This is a genomic window from Succinivibrio faecicola (assembly GCF_019448115.1).
In the GTDB taxonomy this organism is placed as follows: domain Bacteria; phylum Pseudomonadota; class Gammaproteobacteria; order Enterobacterales; family Succinivibrionaceae; genus Succinivibrio; species Succinivibrio faecicola.
Genome location: NZ_JAGFNY010000009.1, coordinates 1 through 16,116 on the forward strand (window position 1 = coordinate 1; position 16,116 = coordinate 16,116).

The 16,116-nt window shown below is 37.7% G+C and carries 14 protein-coding genes; 3 read left to right on the forward strand and 11 right to left on the reverse strand.

Going from position 1 to position 16,116, the window contains the following annotated elements; genetic code table 11:
* Window positions 1-419: 419 nt before the first annotated feature.
* The 7 genes from J5V48_RS03915 to J5V48_RS03945 all read right to left on the reverse strand — a co-directional run bounded on the left by J5V48_RS03915 (window position 420) and on the right by J5V48_RS03945 (window position 8,598).
* Window positions 420-2,258 carry an ABC transporter ATP-binding protein gene (locus J5V48_RS03915; RefSeq protein WP_219937257.1) on the reverse strand — a complete coding sequence of 613 codons (1,839 nt, stop codon included), beginning with the start codon at window positions 2,256-2,258 and terminating at the stop codon, window positions 420-422.
* Between the two features lie 3 nt (window positions 2,259-2,261).
* Window positions 2,262-3,203, reverse strand: coding sequence for a DUF2333 family protein (locus tag J5V48_RS03920; protein ID WP_219937258.1), 942 nt, complete (start codon window positions 3,201-3,203; stop codon window positions 2,262-2,264).
* A 352-nt stretch (window positions 3,204-3,555) separates the two neighbouring features.
* Complete coding sequence (locus J5V48_RS03925) at window positions 3,556-4,752, reverse strand: amino acid aminotransferase (RefSeq protein ID WP_219937259.1); 1,197 nt, start codon at window positions 4,750-4,752, stop codon at window positions 3,556-3,558.
* 99 nt (window positions 4,753-4,851) lie between these two features.
* Window positions 4,852-6,240: an MATE family efflux transporter gene (locus J5V48_RS03930; protein WP_219937260.1), complete on the reverse strand. Its 1,389-nt coding sequence runs from the start codon at window positions 6,238-6,240 to the stop codon at window positions 4,852-4,854.
* A gap of 158 nt (window positions 6,241-6,398) precedes the next feature.
* Window positions 6,399-7,118: an amino acid ABC transporter ATP-binding protein gene (locus J5V48_RS03935; protein ID WP_219937261.1), complete on the reverse strand. Its 720-nt coding sequence runs from the start codon at window positions 7,116-7,118 to the stop codon at window positions 6,399-6,401.
* Window positions 7,118-7,807, reverse strand: coding sequence for an amino acid ABC transporter permease (locus J5V48_RS03940; protein ID WP_219937262.1), 690 nt, complete (start codon window positions 7,805-7,807; stop codon window positions 7,118-7,120). The genes J5V48_RS03935 and J5V48_RS03940 overlap by 1 nt, the downstream gene beginning before the upstream one ends.
* A 56-nt stretch (window positions 7,808-7,863) precedes the next feature.
* Window positions 7,864-8,598, reverse strand: a complete 735-nt coding sequence (locus tag J5V48_RS03945) for a basic amino acid ABC transporter substrate-binding protein (protein ID WP_219937263.1) — start codon at window positions 8,596-8,598, stop codon at window positions 7,864-7,866.
* Between the two features lie 194 nt (window positions 8,599-8,792).
* Here J5V48_RS03945 and J5V48_RS03950 point away from each other — a divergent pair, with 194 nt between their 5' ends.
* A complete protein-coding gene (locus J5V48_RS03950; protein ID WP_219937264.1) occupies window positions 8,793-9,407 on the forward strand; it encodes an HAD family hydrolase in 615 nt (204 codons plus the stop codon).
* 53 nt (window positions 9,408-9,460) lie between these two features.
* A complete protein-coding gene (locus J5V48_RS03955; protein WP_219937265.1) occupies window positions 9,461-9,676 on the forward strand; it encodes a hypothetical protein in 216 nt (71 codons plus the stop codon).
* A 131-nt stretch (window positions 9,677-9,807) separates the two neighbouring features.
* Here J5V48_RS03955 and J5V48_RS03960 read toward each other — a convergent pair whose 3' ends face one another.
* From J5V48_RS03960 to malE, 4 genes are all read right to left on the reverse strand, one after another.
* Entirely contained in the window at window positions 9,808-10,959 is a 1,152-nt protein-coding gene (locus J5V48_RS03960) for an ABC transporter ATP-binding protein (RefSeq protein WP_219937266.1), read from the reverse strand.
* Between the two features lie 41 nt (window positions 10,960-11,000).
* Window positions 11,001-12,239 carry a maltose ABC transporter permease MalG gene (gene malG / locus J5V48_RS10015; protein WP_336244984.1) on the reverse strand — a complete coding sequence of 413 codons (1,239 nt, stop codon included), beginning with the start codon at window positions 12,237-12,239 and terminating at the stop codon, window positions 11,001-11,003.
* Between the two features lie 10 nt (window positions 12,240-12,249).
* Window positions 12,250-13,917: a maltose ABC transporter permease MalF gene (gene malF, locus J5V48_RS03970; RefSeq protein WP_219937267.1), complete on the reverse strand. Its 1,668-nt coding sequence runs from the start codon at window positions 13,915-13,917 to the stop codon at window positions 12,250-12,252.
* Between the two features lie 72 nt (window positions 13,918-13,989).
* A complete protein-coding gene (gene malE, locus J5V48_RS03975) occupies window positions 13,990-15,174 on the reverse strand; it encodes a maltose/maltodextrin ABC transporter substrate-binding protein MalE (RefSeq protein WP_219937268.1) in 1,185 nt (394 codons plus the stop codon).
* Between the two features lie 351 nt (window positions 15,175-15,525).
* On the opposite strand from malE, the gene J5V48_RS03980 reads away from it, so the two are divergent.
* Window positions 15,526-15,999: an aminoacyl-tRNA deacylase gene (locus J5V48_RS03980; RefSeq protein ID WP_219937269.1), complete on the forward strand. Its 474-nt coding sequence runs from the start codon at window positions 15,526-15,528 to the stop codon at window positions 15,997-15,999.
* The last annotated feature ends 117 nt before the right edge of the window (window positions 16,000-16,116 follow it).

Below are 16,116 nucleotides of genomic sequence, written 5' to 3' on the forward strand. Positions count from 1 at the left end.
TCCCTCTTCCGAGGGCCCACACAGATTGTCCGTACTGATTTTTAAAGATCTGCATTAACGCTTGGTTAATGTTCGTTATCGTTTGTGACAACGGAAATGCATTATAGACTTTTTTTTAAAGCTGTCAAACTTTTTTTTTATATTTTTTTTGAAGCTATATTATATTTATCGTCTCATCAATACGTAAATGGCGTAAATATCATTATTTCACAAGTGTTTTTAAAATAAAACCATTGAACCAGTACATGATATTTTTTTTACAGGCTGTATGAAAAACAAACGATGTACTACATTACAGGAGAAATTCCTAAGCTTGTATAAAGATTCTGAAAAAAAGTTCTTTTACCATTTGAGCAAGGATATGATAAAGATTCTCTTTGAAAATTTGATATTTCATGGAGATGTTTTAAAGCAAAATGTTAGCAGATAAAACCATCTGTCTGCAGATCCCAAAGCTGTTTATACAGGCCCTGCTTTTCAAGAAGCTCACTATGAGATCCGATCTGAACTACTCTTCCATGATCAATCACCACAATAAAGTCCATACTCTTTAGAGTTGACAGTCTGTGGGCTACTGCAATAACAGTTCTGTCTTTCATTATTTTTTCAAGATTTTCCTGAATAATCTTTTCAGATTTAGAATCTAAAGCTGAGGTCGCCTCATCAAGTATGAGAATAGGTGCATTTTTTACCATTACTCTAGCTAAAGCTATTCGCTGTTTCTGTCCACCAGAGAGTTTCACACCTCTATCTCCTACTAATGTGTCAAAGCCGTTGCCACCTCTGTAATCTGAAAGATTTTCAATAAAGGATAATGAATCAGTATCTTTTGCAACCTTTAAAAGCTCACTTTCGTCAAGATCTTCATCACTGCCATATTTGATATTCTGTCCAATGGTTCTGTGCATAAGGCTTGCATCCTGTGTCACCATAGAAAACAGATCACGCAAATCATCCTGTCTGATTTCTCGAATATCAGTTCCATCAATTGAAATTCTTCCGGATTTAACATCAAAGAATCTTAGTAAAAGATTTATTATTGTGGTTTTGCCAGCACCTGATGGACCTACAATACCTACTCTCTGACCTTTTTTAATCTTTAATGAAAAATTCTCAAGAATGTTTGCCTTATCAGCATATGCAAAAGCAACATTCTCAAAAGAAATTGAATCGTTAAAAGTTAGGATCTGTTTTGGAGCATTTGGATCAAGAACACTGATAGGTTTTACAACTGAAGAAATGGCATCATATACCATTCCAAGATTCTCATAGATTGCACCAACCTCAAACATAATCCATCTGGACATATTTATAAGTCTTATTGCAATTGCAATTGCAATTGCAATTGCTCCTGGTGTAACAAGCGTAAATGACCACAGATATAAAGACAGCATAACAAGAGCAATCAGCATTGTGTAATTCATGAGCTGAACGCTTACATCAAACAATGTAAGAACTCTTAAAGCCTTATATTCAGACTGCCTAAATTCATTCATCGCCTCTTTTGCATACTGTTTTTCTCTTCCATGTCCGCCAAAAAGCTTTACAGTAGAAATATTTGTATAACTGTCAACTATGCGGCCAACCATTACAGATCTCTGATCGGATGATACCTTTGAAGCTTTTCTCAAGCGAGGAATAAATACAAATATGGATGCAACATAAAGAGTAAGCCAGATTAAAATAGGAATGCACAATGAAAGATTTGCATTAGCAAGCATCACAAAAATAGTTGCAATATAAACAACTAGATGTACTACCACATCCATAAGTTTCATTACAGCAGTTCTTACAGCCATTGATGTCTGCATAACCTTGTTTGCAAGAGAGCCTGCAAACTGATCGTTGAAAAATGACAGCGACTGATCAAGAAGATGTGTATGCAGCTGATACCTTACAATCATTGCATAATTACTCTGCAGTGTCTGATGAATCAGAAGAGAATGAAAAATAGATGCTATAGGGAGAATTACGCCTGCAGTTAATAGCATGATAAGCAATGAGTTACCATGCTGACTTAAAAAATCATATGGATAAGTTGAAGTTGTCCAGTCAACAATATAACCAAGACTTACAAAGAATAGAGCCTCACCTATTGCTATAAGCGAATTTAAAGATGCTGCTAGAAAGAAAAAGCCATACAGGCCTTTTGAAAAAAACAGTAGAAAACCTGTAAGACTTTTTGGTAGCTGACTTGTTACCTTATAGTTAAAAGGTGAAATCAGATTTTCAAAAAATCTGAATAAATATAAAAGCATGGACTATTTTTCCATGGATGTCATTATGTCGTTAATACGGTTTGATGCAATATCTATATGTCTTGCAATACTTGCTACATGATTTGGAACCATGGTATCACCCTTTTTAGAGCCACCTGCAAAAACATATGTCGGATTAAAATCGCGAATTGAAGTCAGACGCTCTATAGCTGCTGACACATTCTCATTACCGCCTCTTTCAATAACTGATGAATCTACTGCAATAAGACCGCGCAGTACATTCTCAACAACAGAACAGATACCTTTTGCAAAATAGATCTGATTATCAGAATCAAAATGGCCGATATTCACATCATTTAAATTTCCAAGGGCATATTCAAGCATCTGATTGCAGTATTTTAAAATGGCATATACATCATCAGATTTTACATTGTAAATACCTGCATTTTTTGCATTTGTATCTACAGACTGAGCCCAGGAGAGCCAGTTTTTAATACCACTTCTGTATTTGCCCTCAGCATCGTAGATAAACCAAAATCCCCATACATCTGAAGAATAAACAAAATATCTTGAGGTGGCATCAACAAGACGTGAATCTAAAGTATCGTTCTTGCCATAACGTGAAACTGTCTTTGCAATGATATCTGAGGCAGGTCTTGTAGCATAGATAACACCTTTTTGATAATTTGTAGAATTATCAAGGATCTTTGGTACAAACAGAATGTCATTAGGTAACCAGCCGAAAGGAGAATTCAGCTGTTGATCAAGTGCATATGTTAGAGAATTTGCAATCACTATTGCTTTTTCCTGATCTGTGCTTGTCTGTTCAAGTACAGGAGGATCATAAGCTTTAGGACAGGTTGAAGAAATTAAACCTACAACTGTTACATACAGTACATACAAAACTACAAATACAGAAAATATAACAAGACTTAAGAGAAGCTTATTACCTTCTTTTGCTTTTTCCATTATGTTCAGTTTCATATTTTCACCATTTTTTCTCGCCATTCTCATTTATTTTAGCTTTAATATCAAAGCTCTGCCACTACTTGATGAAATTTTTCATAAAAAAGGTGTCGATGCAACAGAAAAAAAAGATCTCACCTAAAGTTAAGGCACTATGAAAATTGAAACAATTTGTAACAATCTAAATGAACTTTCAAAAAATCCAATACTGGTGTAATCGAAGGTCATCTTGTGGTTGGAAATGTTATTGCAAAATACAAAATTATTTTTGCGATTATGATAAACAATAGGTTTTACTATTTTGTTGCAAATATAAAAAAAAGCCCATGACTTAACAAAGACATGAGCTCCTTTTTAGATTATACAAAGATTAGCGCTTTGCTACAGCAGCAATAGCTTCAACAACCTTATCGATGTTGTTAGTATTGATACCAGCAACGCAGATACGGCCAGAAGCAACAGCATAAATACCGAAGTCCTTACGTAATGCCTCAACCTGATCCTTATCAAGACCTGAGAAAGAGAACATACCGTTCTGCTCATTGATGAAATCAAAGTTACCAGCACCAGCTGCCTTTAACTTCTCTGATAATAATGAACGCATCTGCTGAATACGATCGCGCATACCCTTTAATTCATTTTCCCACTTAGCTCTTAAATTCTTGTCAGAAAGAATTGTGGTAACAACCTTTTCACCGTGAGCTGGTGGATTAGAAATAGCTGTACGAACTGCAATCTTAACCTGTGATAATACCTTATCTGCAGCTTCCTTTGATTCGCAAACTACAGTTAAAACACCAACACGCTCGTTGTACAGACCAAAGTTCTTTGAGAATGATGAAGCAATCAGTAATTCCTTGTTGTACTTGGCAATTGTACGAACACCAAAGGCATCCTCTTCAATACCTTTACCGAAGCCCTGGTAAGCAAAGTCAATAAATGGAATTAACTTCTTGTCTGCCAGGAACTTGGCAATCTGCTCCCACTGCTCTTTTGTTGGGTCAATACCAGTTGGGTTGTGGCAGCATGCGTGAAGAAGAACTACATCACCTTCTTTTGCCTGAGACAGAGTTTCTAACATTCTGTCAAAAGCCAGATTGTGGTTTACTCTGTCATAGTATGGATAACGCTCAAACTTCATACCTGCTGAAGTTGCGATCTGGTAGTGGTTTGCCCAAGTTGGATCTGAAATCCAGATTGTGGTAGCTACATTCTGCTGATGTAAAAAGTCAGCGCCAATACGTAAAGCACCGGTACCACCAGGGCAGTGACATGAAATTGCTCTGCCAGATGAAACAAACTCTGAATCCTTACCAAAAATCAGCTCACGGGCTAAAGTACCGTAATCTGCCAGACCTGTGATAGGAAGATATGATTTGGTATCCTCTTTCTCTAACAAAATCTTCTCAGCATCTTTAACTGAGTCTAAAATTACAGTCTTGCCTTCGTTGTTCTGGTAAACACCTACACCTAGGTTAACTTTATTAGGATTTGGATCCTTCTTATAAGCATCTGTTAAACCTAAAATTGGATCTGCAGGAGCAGCTTCGATACGATCAAAAAACATGTTTTCACCTGTTAATTAAAAAATTTGTGACAATATACCACATTTTTTAAATAGATAAAAATTTTATAATTTGCACCAAAATGGAAAATTATGCTGTTTTTATGCAGTTTTAAGCTTTGCATAATTTTTTTTGTAGTATTTTACTGCACGAGAAACCCATGCTTTTGATTTCCATCTTGCAAGCATGATAAGACCTCTTGAGCATTCATCAGCACAAAAACCAATCCAAACACCCAAAAGTCCCATCTGCATGTAAATACCCAAAAAACAGCCAACAGGAACAGATACACCCCACATAGAGAGAATTGCCATATACATTGGAAAACGGGTATCCCCAACAGCTCTTAGAGAGTTGATAATGATGATATTTAATATTCTGCCAACCTCCATTACAACTGAAACGTAAAAGATTGGCTTTGCATATGCAAAAACCTCAGGATCATCTGTAAAGATTGAAAATACAGCAGTACCTAGCCATATAGGAATATTGACAGCAAGTATTGAGGTTATGACAATACCGATTTTTACAGAATGCATAAGCTGTCTGTCAGCCATCTTGAGGTTCATTGAACCAACATGATGTGAAACAAGAATTTCTGTTCCTAATGCTACAGAAATTGAGAACAGCATGATAACACCGCACATCTGAAAATAGATACCCTGTGTTGCAAGTGCAATTGTTCCAAAGGTGCCCACAACTGATGTCATGAAAAGAAACTGCAGCTGCCATGTCAGGTTTTCTCCAGCACCTGGAAGACCTATACTCATGAGCTGAGAGAGAATTTTCTTTTTAAGAACAAAAATATATCTGTAAACAATCTTTACGCCTGTCCTTTTTAGCATTAGATAGTATAAAAAGCCTATAGACAGGAATCTTGAGATTACAACACTTAAAGCTACACCATAGATCCCAAGCTTTGGAGCGCCAAAACTGCCAAACAAGAACAGATAGTTCAAGAAAATAATAAGAATATTACCTGAAACATTGATATACATAGGATCTCTTGTTGCTCCACACCCTCTTAATATAGCTGAGCAGCAAAGATTTACAGCCTCTGCAATAAAACATACAGACAGAATGGACAGGTAAAGTTTTGATGAATCATAAATATCATCTGGAATATTCATGATGTCACATATAATTGATGATCCAAAACAACCAAATGAAGCAATGAGAAATCCAATAACGATATTTATGCCAAGAGACATATGAATTACACGTCTTACAATGGATTTGTTGCCGTTACCTAGAGCCTGAGCTGTTACAACGCATACACCAATATTAATGAAATTGAATATGACAAAGGCAAGCTGGAACATCTGTGAGCCAAGATTTAATTCAGCTACTGCCTTAAGCGATAGCGAGCTGACCATAGCTGTATTTATCACCATAGAAAAAAAGTGCATGCTAAGGTCGATAAAAATAGGCCAGCTTAATGCAAATAGACCTTTTTGCATCATCTGAGACTCATGTGAATTGTATGCCATACAGATATCTCCAATTTCTGAAGAAATTATAAAGGAATTATTTTCAATTGAATATCTGTATATAAAAGAAAATTGCTTTATTAATCAGATAATTAAAAAAGCCAAATCCTGTTTTTTAAGATTCGGCTTTTTAAGATTACACAATTGTAAACAAAAAATTATAGAATTTTCGCCAAAAACTCTTTTGTTCTTTCGTGTTTTGGATTTTCAAACAGCTCTTTTGGAGTGGTATCTTCAAGAATTTTACCCTGATCAACAAACAAGACTCTTGATGCAACCTGCTTTGCAAATCCCATTTCATGAGTAACACACATCATGGTCATACCAGAATGAGCTAAATCCTTCATTACATCCAGTACTTCATTGACCATCTCAGGATCAAGAGCTGATGTAGGCTCATCAAACAGCATTACCTGTGGCTCCATAGCAAGAGCACGTGCAATTGCAACACGTTGCTGCTGACCACCTGACAACTGATCAGGATAAGAGTCTGCCTTAGATTCAAGTCCAACTCTCTTTAAAAGCTCTAATGCCTTTGCATTAGCTTCCTCTTTTGACATCTTTCTTACATTGACAGGAGCAATGGTTATATTTTCAAGAACTGTCATATGAGGGAAAAGATTGAAGTGCTGGAATACCATTCCAACTTCTGCTCTAATGTGATTGATATTTGTTTTTCTTGTAATGGTCTCATTGTTGATAGTAATTGATCCTGAAGTTGGAACATCAAGATAATTTACACAACGTAAAAGTGTACTCTTTCCTGAGCCAGATGGACCTATTACAACAACAACTTCACTCTTTTTGATATGCAGATCTATGCCCTTGAGAATCTCATTAGCTCCATAGCTTTTATGTAAATCTTTAATAACGATCATTATCTATGTCCTTTTGAGTTGTATTTTTTCTCAAGATAAGAAACAAATCTACTTATTGTCAGAGTCATTACAAGATAAATTACTGCAACTGCAGCCCAGATCTCAAATGAACGATAGGTGGCTGCAATAATCAGCTGACCTTTTCTTGTTAACTCTTCAAAACCAATGACAGATACTAATGATGAATCCTTAAGCATGGCAATAAACTCATTTCCAAGCTGAGGGATTGTTCTTCTAAAAGCCTGAGGCACAACAATCATCTTCATTGTCTGAGACCATGTAAGACCAAGAGATCTACCTGCTTCGAACTGACCTTTATCGATTGACTGTATACCAGATCTGAAGATTTCAGCAACATATGCACCTGAATTTATAGAACAGGCTACTACTGCTGCTATATATGGCTCAATACGCATATTTATGATATTTGGCAGTGCAAAATAAATAATAAAAATCTGCACCAAAAGAGGCGTACCTCGGATGATATCAACATAAACCTTAGCTGGTATTCTTAACAATCTGTAGCTTGACAACTCTGCCATACCTACGAAAAGACCAATCAGAACACCAAAGGATACTGCAACAAGAGTAATCTCTAATGTTACGATAGCACCGGTTAAAAGGAGCCATAATGAATTCTTAACAAATTCAAAATCAAGCTCTGAAAAATACTCAATAATACTTGTCATAATAAAAAATCAAAGGCAGTTATTAGCTGCCTTGTATGAAAAAAGAAGAATAGAAATTATTCTTCAACCTTGAACCACTTTACATGGATCTCTTTAAACTTGCCGTTTGCTTTAATTTTTGCAAGACCAGAATTAATCTTCTTTAAAAGCTCCTGGTTCTTTTTGTTAACAACGATGCCGTAATCCTCACCATTGTATAATTCCTTGATTTCAACAAACGCATCTTCCTTCATCTGCTTCAGAAAGTATAGATTTACAGGACGGTCATTGATAACAGCTTCACAGCCCTTTGCGTTTAATTCCATAAACTCTTCAGGAACTGTATTGTAGTTACCAACCTTACCAGAAATCTTTGTTGCTACATTTGAACCTGTTGAGCCAATCTGAGCACATAGTCTTTGTGTAGCTAAATCATCTAAAGAAACATACTTCTCAACATCATCTTTACGGATAACAGCACTGATTCCTGACTTATAGTATGGATCTGAGAAAGCTACCTGCTTTGCTCTTTCTGGAGTAATTGTCATTGCTGCAATAGCACCGTCAATCTGCGATGTAAGTACAGATGGTACTAAAGAATCAAAAGGGAGATTAACAATCTCAACCTCAAAACCTTCAACCTCAGCGATAGCTTTAATAATATCAACGTCATAACCGATGATATTTGATTCTTTATCGGTAAATTCAAAAGGTGCAAATGTTGCCTCTGTACCGAATCTTAACTTTTCAGCATTTGCTGATGATACAAAAGCGCATGCTGCAAAAAGAGCAGCAAATAATGTTTTTTTCATAGTGTCCCCTATAAAAAGGTTTTAACAACGAACATATTTTACCAAAAATATACCAATCTTCAAAATCAGTCAGATCAAATGCTCTCTTTTGTGATATCTGCACAAATTTGAATTCTTTGTGTTTTTTGCTGAAATTATGGACAAATAATTTAATATAATTATCAGACTGTCTGTTAATTAACACGGAGTTTTTTATGGCCATTAAGAATGTGGTTTTTGATTTTGGTGGTGTTCTTTTAGACTGGAATCCGCGCTATTTCTACTCAGAAATTTTCAATGACGATGAAAAAATGGAATACTTTATTCAGAACATCGTTACTACAAAGTGGAACTCACAGATGGACAGAGGCAGAAGTTTTGAAGATTGCATGAATGAACTTGCCAAAGAACACGAAGAGTATAGAGATCAGATTATGCTCTATCGCAAAGGCTGGGAAAAAATGCTCAAGGGCGAAATCAGTTCAGGTATAAAAGTTCTCAAAGCAGTTTTAAATTCTGACAAATACAAAGTATATGGCCTTACAAACTGGTCTGCGGAAACTTTTCCATATGCTTATAACAAATATACCTTTTTACAGCAATTTGAAGGAATAGTTGTATCAGGTGAAGAGAAAATGATTAAACCTGAAAAAGGTATTTACCTGACATTACTTGACAGATATCAGCTAAAACCAGAAGAAACTTTCTTTATGGATGATAACAAGGACAATGTAGCTATGGCAAAATCAAGAGGTATCAACGCACTTGTATTTACAGGTACCGATGAAAATTTAAAAGAAATATCAAAAATTCTCAGTTTGAATATTTAATTTTGAATTTGAATCTGCCGATAACTATACTTGATAGTAAGGAGGGCATAACTATGAGTTCAGTTAACTCAAATTTCGGTATGGAGTCCTTAAGCGTTGCCATGATGAAGCGTCAAAGCGATAATCAGGGCCAGATTGCCCTTGCTATGGTGCAAAGCGCCGCACAGACTGCACAGAGTACCTCTTCTTTAGCTGCACCTCAGCAGACACAGAGTGTTACTCCTGTTGTTGAAGGAAGTAAAGGCGCTAACATCAATACATACGCTTAATCCAGACTACAGCACAGAGGGCATGCAAAGCATGCCCTCTTTCTTTTTAAAATCTAAATCCTGTTTTTCCATACAAAAATGGGAGCCTTTCGGCTCCCAACTTGGCAAATAGACAGATTAGACTGCTGTCATCAGCTTCTCTTGTACACCTGTGTACGAGGGAATGCGATACCTTCAGCATCAAATAAATAACATGCTGCTGCAGGAATTCCAACGCTGAACTCATCGCCTGCAACTACTTCAAGCTCTGAATCAGACTTAACTGTGAAGTCACTGCCAACCTCAGATGCACCAGAATCCATGTAAACATAGAATTCAGCGCCAAGATTCTCAGTAACAATAACTTTTGCGGTTACCTTACCACCATCAGCTGCATCAATATTCTTGGTTAACAAGTGCTCTGGACGAACACCAAGAATAATGCTGTCACCAACCTTACCACGTGTAGCATTTACGCAAGCGGTTACCTTTTCACCAGTAATTAACTTAACAGTACACTTCTCTTCGCTGATGCTTACGATTTCGCCCTTTAAGAAGTTCATCTTAGGTGAACCGATGAAGCCTGCTACGAATAAGTTAACTGGGTGGTTATATAACTCAAGTGGTGAACCAAACTGCTCAAGATTTGACTCTGCACTTGGACGTAATGGGCTTAATACGCAGATCTTGTCAGCTAAAGTCATAGCTTCAACCTGATCGTGGGTAACGTAGATGATGGTTGCGTTTAATTCCTGATGTAACTTTGCAATCTCAAGACGCATCTTAACACGTAAAGCAGCATCAAGGTTTGATAAAGGCTCATCGAATAAGAATACTGATGGATTCTGAACGATACAACGACCGATAGCAACACGCTGTCTCTGACCACCTGATAAAGCCTTTGGTTTACGCTCTAAGAAAGCCTCAAGACCTAAAACGTCAGCAGCCTGAACTACTCTTCTTAGGATCTCTTTTTTGTCCATGTGCTTTAACTTTAGACCGAAAGCCATGTTATCAAATACAGTCATGTGTGGATAAAGAGCATATGACTGGAACACCATACCGATGTTACGCTCTGATGGTGGAACATCATTTACTCTCTTACCGTCGATAAGTAAATCACCATCGGTAATATCCTCTAAACCTGCGATCATACGTAAAAGAGTTGACTTACCACAGCCTGATGGACCAACGAAAACGATGAAGTCACCGTCCTTAATATCTAAGTTAATGTTACGTAATGTATCCTTAAGGATAGCTGGGTTATAGTTTTTTCTAACTTTACTTAATAAAACTTCTGCCATTTTATTTACACTCTTAAAATTCTTTCAAATAAATCTACTTATTAGCCCTTAACACCACCAGCAGTTAAACCGCCTACTAACCAGCGCTGTGCTAGCAAGAATACGATGGTAATTGGAAGGCCTGACAGCACAGCTGCAGCTGCGAAGTCACCCCACAGATAGTTCTGTGGATACAGGTACTGCTGTGAACCTACAGCTAAGGTTAACTCATTCATGTCAAGTAACAGAACTGATGCTACAGGAACCTCAGTAATGGTGCTGATGAATGCAAGAATGAATACAACAGCTAAGATAGGTACTGACAGTGGTAACAGAATTAATCTGAATGCCTGCCATGGAGTTGCACCATCAATAGCAGCAGCTTCTTCTAGTGAAGCATCGATTGTTTCAAAGTAACCCTTGATAGTCCAAATGTGCAGTGCAATACCACCCATGTATGAAAGGATCAGACCACCGTGGGTGTTCAGACCTAACCATGGAATGTACTCACCAATCTTGTCAAAGAGTGCATAGATAGCAACCAAGGCAAGCACAGCAGGGAACATCTGGAAAATCAGCATACCGTTTAAGATTACAGTCTTACCCTTGAACTTCATACGAGCGAATGCATAAGCAGAAGTTGTTGATAAGCAGATAATCAAGAATGCAGTAATGAAAGCAACCTTAATTGAGTTCCACAACCACAGTAATACTGGGAATGGAGGAGGAATAATCTTCTCCTTATAGATACCATATGAGGTGCCTTCCTTGTCGTTCTTATCGATGAAGTACTGAACTGCATCAGAACCTTCACCAAGCTTCATAGCTAATACTGACTCTAAAACAGCATTATTCTCTTTTGCAGTTGAAGCGTCAGCAAACTGAGCAGACTCAGCATCAGAAGTCTGAGTATAGCAGTTAACAACATAAGGAACATCAGCAGAAGCCTTTGCCTTAACGTCGCTAATTGAGAATGGCTCAGTTACATAGTTTCTGAAGCTTGAATCATCTTCAGATCTAACAAGGATCTGATATTTACCGTCATCAGTTTCAACATAGTCAATTGTTGAACCGGTAACACGGTTTAACTGACGAACATTGAAACCTAAAGCAAGTCTCCAGTGATCCAATGTAGATGTAGCAGCTGATGGAATAATATCACCCACAGAGAAGTTACCCTGACGGAATGAAATAGCTACAATCATTAGCAGAGGAAACATAATTGTGCATAAGAAGGCTAAAATAAATGTATGAGCAGCAGCCTTTCTATACTTTAATGATTTTGGTTGTACAATTGCCATTTTCTATCTCCTAACGCTGTGCCTGGCTGTTCTTGGTTAAGCGTAACTGTAACAAGCTTAATAGACCAACCATGATGAAGATCATAGTAGCAACAGCTGCAGCAAGACCGTAGTCATTACCCTTACCACCTTCGAAAGCGATACGATATGTAAAGCTTACTAAGAGGTCTGTGTAACCAGCAGGAGCCTCGGTAGCCTCGATGATGTCAGGACCACCACCAGTTAATAACTGAATCAGAACGAAGTTGTTGAAGTTAAATGCGAATGATGCAATTAACAATGGAGCTAAAGGTTTGATTAGTAATGGTAATGTAATCTTTGTCAGGTTCTGCAGTGGAGTTGCACCTTCAATTGCAGTAGCCTCGTATAGATCGTCTGGAATAGACTTTAAAAGACCCATACATAGAATCATCATGTAAGGATAACCTAACCATGCGTTTACCATTAAGATCATTGCGCGTGCTGCCCAAGGATCGGTAAACCACTCGATAGGAGTCCACTGTGCACCGAACAGATTGTATAAAGGTGCCATTACGATGTTTAAGAATACGTTTAATTCACCGAAGTTCTGGTTGAATAAACCTTTGAAAACCAGAATTGAGATGAATGATGGTACAGCGTATGGAAGAATTAAGAACACACGATAGATGCCCTTGAAACGCAAGAACTCCCACTGTACTAAACAAGCAAGCAGCATACCGATTGCCAGAGTAATGAATACTGTAAAGCCTGAGAAGAATACAGTCCATAAGAAGATCTGGATAAATGGCATACGAATGCTTTCGTTGCTTAAGAACTTGATATAGTTCTTTAAACCAACGCTAACCTTGAAGCCAGGAGAGAACTCTTCACCGAATAACTCGCCTTTCTCGTTAGCATACTGATAGAAACCAGTATCGCCATTTGGCATGAATAACTGCTTAGTTTCGTTATCCCATAATACGTTCTTTGAATCAACAACAAAACCGTTATCAGCTTTCTCACCAACTTTTAATTCTTTAAACTTTTCACTCTTTGCTGAGAACTGGCGGATACCGCTCATTGATAACTTGATTTGTGATTCAGGTACTAAAAGAACAAGGCTCTTTAAGTTGTTACGCAGAGGCATTAAATCCTTCATTGGAAGTAACTTGCCTTCTGGCTGCTGTGTAGCAGCAACTAGCTTAAGCTCTGTTACCTTACCCTGGTTTGCGTTTGCTGTTAACTTAGAATCTTTTAAGTTAATAGCACTCTCAAGAGAATAGGCAACATCACCCTGGGTCAGGTAAATATTGCACATATTGTCTTCAGTTGCGAAGATCTTGTATGCAAAGTCACCACCTTCTGACTTGTAGGTCTTCTGCATATGGAATGCTTTTGCAGACTCTACGGTCATTACGTGAGCGCCTGAATAGTTTGTGAATGAAATCCACAAAGTATAGATTAGAGGGAAGATAATGAATGCACTCATACCTGCCACACTTGGGAAAGCATAGCGTTGAGCGTACATTTTCTTACTTACGAAGATGTAAACACCAGCACCAACAAGAACAAGATCCAAAAGAGGATATGCAATATCACCGTTTGAATACATGCAGATGTCGGCATAGAGGTTTACTAACACAATTAAAGCAACTACAGTCCACTTAAGCAGAGCTTTAGGACCAAGTTTCAAATTATGCATTGCTGACAGTTCCATGTCCAATTCCTAATTTGCCAAACAAAAAAAAAGAAGCCCTTGCACTAGACAAGGGCTAGTTTAAAGAAATTATTATTCGCTTAAGATACGCTTAGCTGCAACTGAGGTAGCCTCATCTACAGACTGACGACCTGAAGTGATGTTCTTAAGAGCAGTCTCGAATGATGACCAGAACTTGCTCATCTCAGGTACTGCAGGCATTGGGTCACCGTTAGATGCGTTAACCTTAGTAGCTGCAATACGTGGATCCTTGTCTAACTTAGCCTGGAAGCTGTTTAAAGCTGCTACGCCAATTGACTTGTCATTGTTAACTGCTTCTAAACCAGCGTCGGTTAATAAGTACTCTTCTAAGAACTGTACTGCTAAGTCCTTGTTAGGTGAAGCTGAGTTTAAAGCCATAGCGGTAACACCAACGAAAGCCTTTGAATCCTTACCACCTAACTTAGGTAACTTGTAAACTGAGAAGTCAACCTTAGCCTGGTCGTAGTTTGGCCAGCCCCATGGGCCGTTGATGATACATGCTGCCTTACCCTTGGTAAACTGAGCTTCCATAACACCGTAGTCAGCACCCTTATCGGTATAACCGTTGTTGATTAAGTCAGCAACGAACTGTAAACCTGCCTTTGCACCTGCATTTGCAACACCGGTATCCTTAACGTCATAGCCGCCTTCAACCTTCTTGAATGCGTAACCGCCCTGAGCTGATAAGAATGGGTATGAGAAGTATGGAGTTGCATAAGCCCAGATGATTGGCTTAACACCATCTTTCTTTAAGGTGTCGCCTAACTTTACTAAATCTTCAAAGTTCTCTGGTGCCTTCTTAACAAACTTGTTGTTACAGATTAAGCTGATTGCTTCGATAGCTACAGGGTAACCAACAATCTTACCGTTAACGGTAACTGCATCCCAACCTACGTGAGCAAACTTTGCCTTGAACTCGTCTGATGGAGTTACAGGAGCAATTAAACCTGCCTGTGCCCACTCACCGAAACGGTCGTGAGCCCACATGATGATATCAGGACCATTCTGAGTTGCAGCAGTCTGCTGGAACTTAACTTCAACCTGATCTGGGTGAGCAACTGTTACCTTGATACCGGTATCAGCAGTGAACTTCTCACCTACCTTAGCAATACCGTTGTAACCCTTATCGCCGTTAACCCAAATTGTTAACTGATCTTTTTCAATGGCTGCATTTGCTGAAATTGATGCGCCTAAAGTTAAAGCACCGATTAATGAAGCCAGAATTGTTTTCTTCATAAAAAATGTCCTTACAAATATCACTTATGTATGTTATTAGAAATAGTCATTTCTAGTTGTTAAAAGGCACTAGGCCTTACTTTTGAACAACCTACTTGTCGGTCATTCAGTAAGTGACATTTTATAGATTTAACAATGCAAAGTTCAAGCATATTTTTTAAATTACCGTGTTTTAGAGTCTGTTTTTATTAAAAAATGTGACTAATAACAGATCTTTTGCATAAACATTTTTTGTTAATAATAGTTATTGTTGCCATATTATGGCCCGATTTGAAACTATTTTAGGCTATTTGGTATAAAATGGACACCTAAATATATACAAATTTAAACTTACGAAAAAAGAGGATCGCAATGCTTACACCAGCCGTAAAATATCTAAAGGATCACAAAATTGATTTCAAAGAATATGAGTACGAATGTACAGTTGATCACGATTATGGCAAATTTGCGGCAAAAGCACTAAATCTCAATCCTAAAATGGTTTACAAATCAATAGTGCTTGTCTTTGAAAAAACATTCATTACTGCAGTGACTCCTGTTGATGCAATGATTTCATTAAAAAGTGCTGCAAGATTACTCAAACTCAAGTCACTTGAAATAGCAAGTCCACAGGATGCTCAAAGAATAACAGGATATGTTATAGGTGGTTTAAGTCCATTTGGTCAAAAAAGACAGACAAAGATCCTTTTGTGTCAGAGTGCTTTAGAGTTTGATGAAATCCTGGTTTCAGGTGGCAGACGAGGATATAGTGTAGGTATAAATCCAAACGATATTGTAAGTGCTACAAATGCAACTGTAGGTGATTTTCTTGATCACAAAAGCTAATTGAAAATTAGTACGTTACATATTTGACAGCTCCCCATGAAAGAAGGCAGTGGCGTCATTTAGCTTTTGAAAATTGCCTGCCATTGAATAGCTCCATTGTTGTTTGTTAAACATTCA

Excerpts from the sequence above, each read along its gene's own strand:
- J5V48_RS03915 (WP_219937257.1), bottom strand. The coding sequence starts at position 2,258 with ATGCTTTTATATTTATTCAGATTTTTTGAAAATCTGATTTCACCTTTT.
- J5V48_RS03920 (WP_219937258.1), bottom strand. The coding sequence starts at position 3,203 with ATGAAACTGAACATAATGGAAAAAGCAAAAGAAGGTAATAAGCTTCTC.
- J5V48_RS03925 (WP_219937259.1), bottom strand. The coding sequence starts at position 4,752 with ATGTTTTTTGATCGTATCGAAGCTGCTCCTGCAGATCCAATTTTAGGT.
- J5V48_RS03930 (WP_219937260.1), bottom strand. The coding sequence starts at position 6,240 with ATGGCATACAATTCACATGAGTCTCAGATGATGCAAAAAGGTCTATTT.
- J5V48_RS03935 (WP_219937261.1), bottom strand. The coding sequence starts at position 7,118 with ATGATCGTTATTAAAGATTTACATAAAAGCTATGGAGCTAATGAGATT.
- J5V48_RS03940 (WP_219937262.1), bottom strand. The coding sequence starts at position 7,807 with ATGACAAGTATTATTGAGTATTTTTCAGAGCTTGATTTTGAATTTGTT.
- J5V48_RS03945 (WP_219937263.1), bottom strand. The coding sequence starts at position 8,598 with ATGAAAAAAACATTATTTGCTGCTCTTTTTGCAGCATGCGCTTTTGTA.
- J5V48_RS03950 (WP_219937264.1), top strand. The coding sequence starts at position 8,793 with ATGGCCATTAAGAATGTGGTTTTTGATTTTGGTGGTGTTCTTTTAGAC.
- J5V48_RS03955 (WP_219937265.1), top strand. The coding sequence starts at position 9,461 with ATGAGTTCAGTTAACTCAAATTTCGGTATGGAGTCCTTAAGCGTTGCC.
- J5V48_RS03960 (WP_219937266.1), bottom strand. The coding sequence starts at position 10,959 with ATGGCAGAAGTTTTATTAAGTAAAGTTAGAAAAAACTATAACCCAGCT.
- malG (WP_336244984.1), bottom strand. The coding sequence starts at position 12,239 with ATGGCAATTGTACAACCAAAATCATTAAAGTATAGAAAGGCTGCTGCT.
- malF (WP_219937267.1), bottom strand. The coding sequence starts at position 13,917 with ATGGAACTGTCAGCAATGCATAATTTGAAACTTGGTCCTAAAGCTCTG.
- malE (WP_219937268.1), bottom strand. The coding sequence starts at position 15,174 with ATGAAGAAAACAATTCTGGCTTCATTAATCGGTGCTTTAACTTTAGGC.
- J5V48_RS03980 (WP_219937269.1), top strand. The coding sequence starts at position 15,526 with ATGCTTACACCAGCCGTAAAATATCTAAAGGATCACAAAATTGATTTC.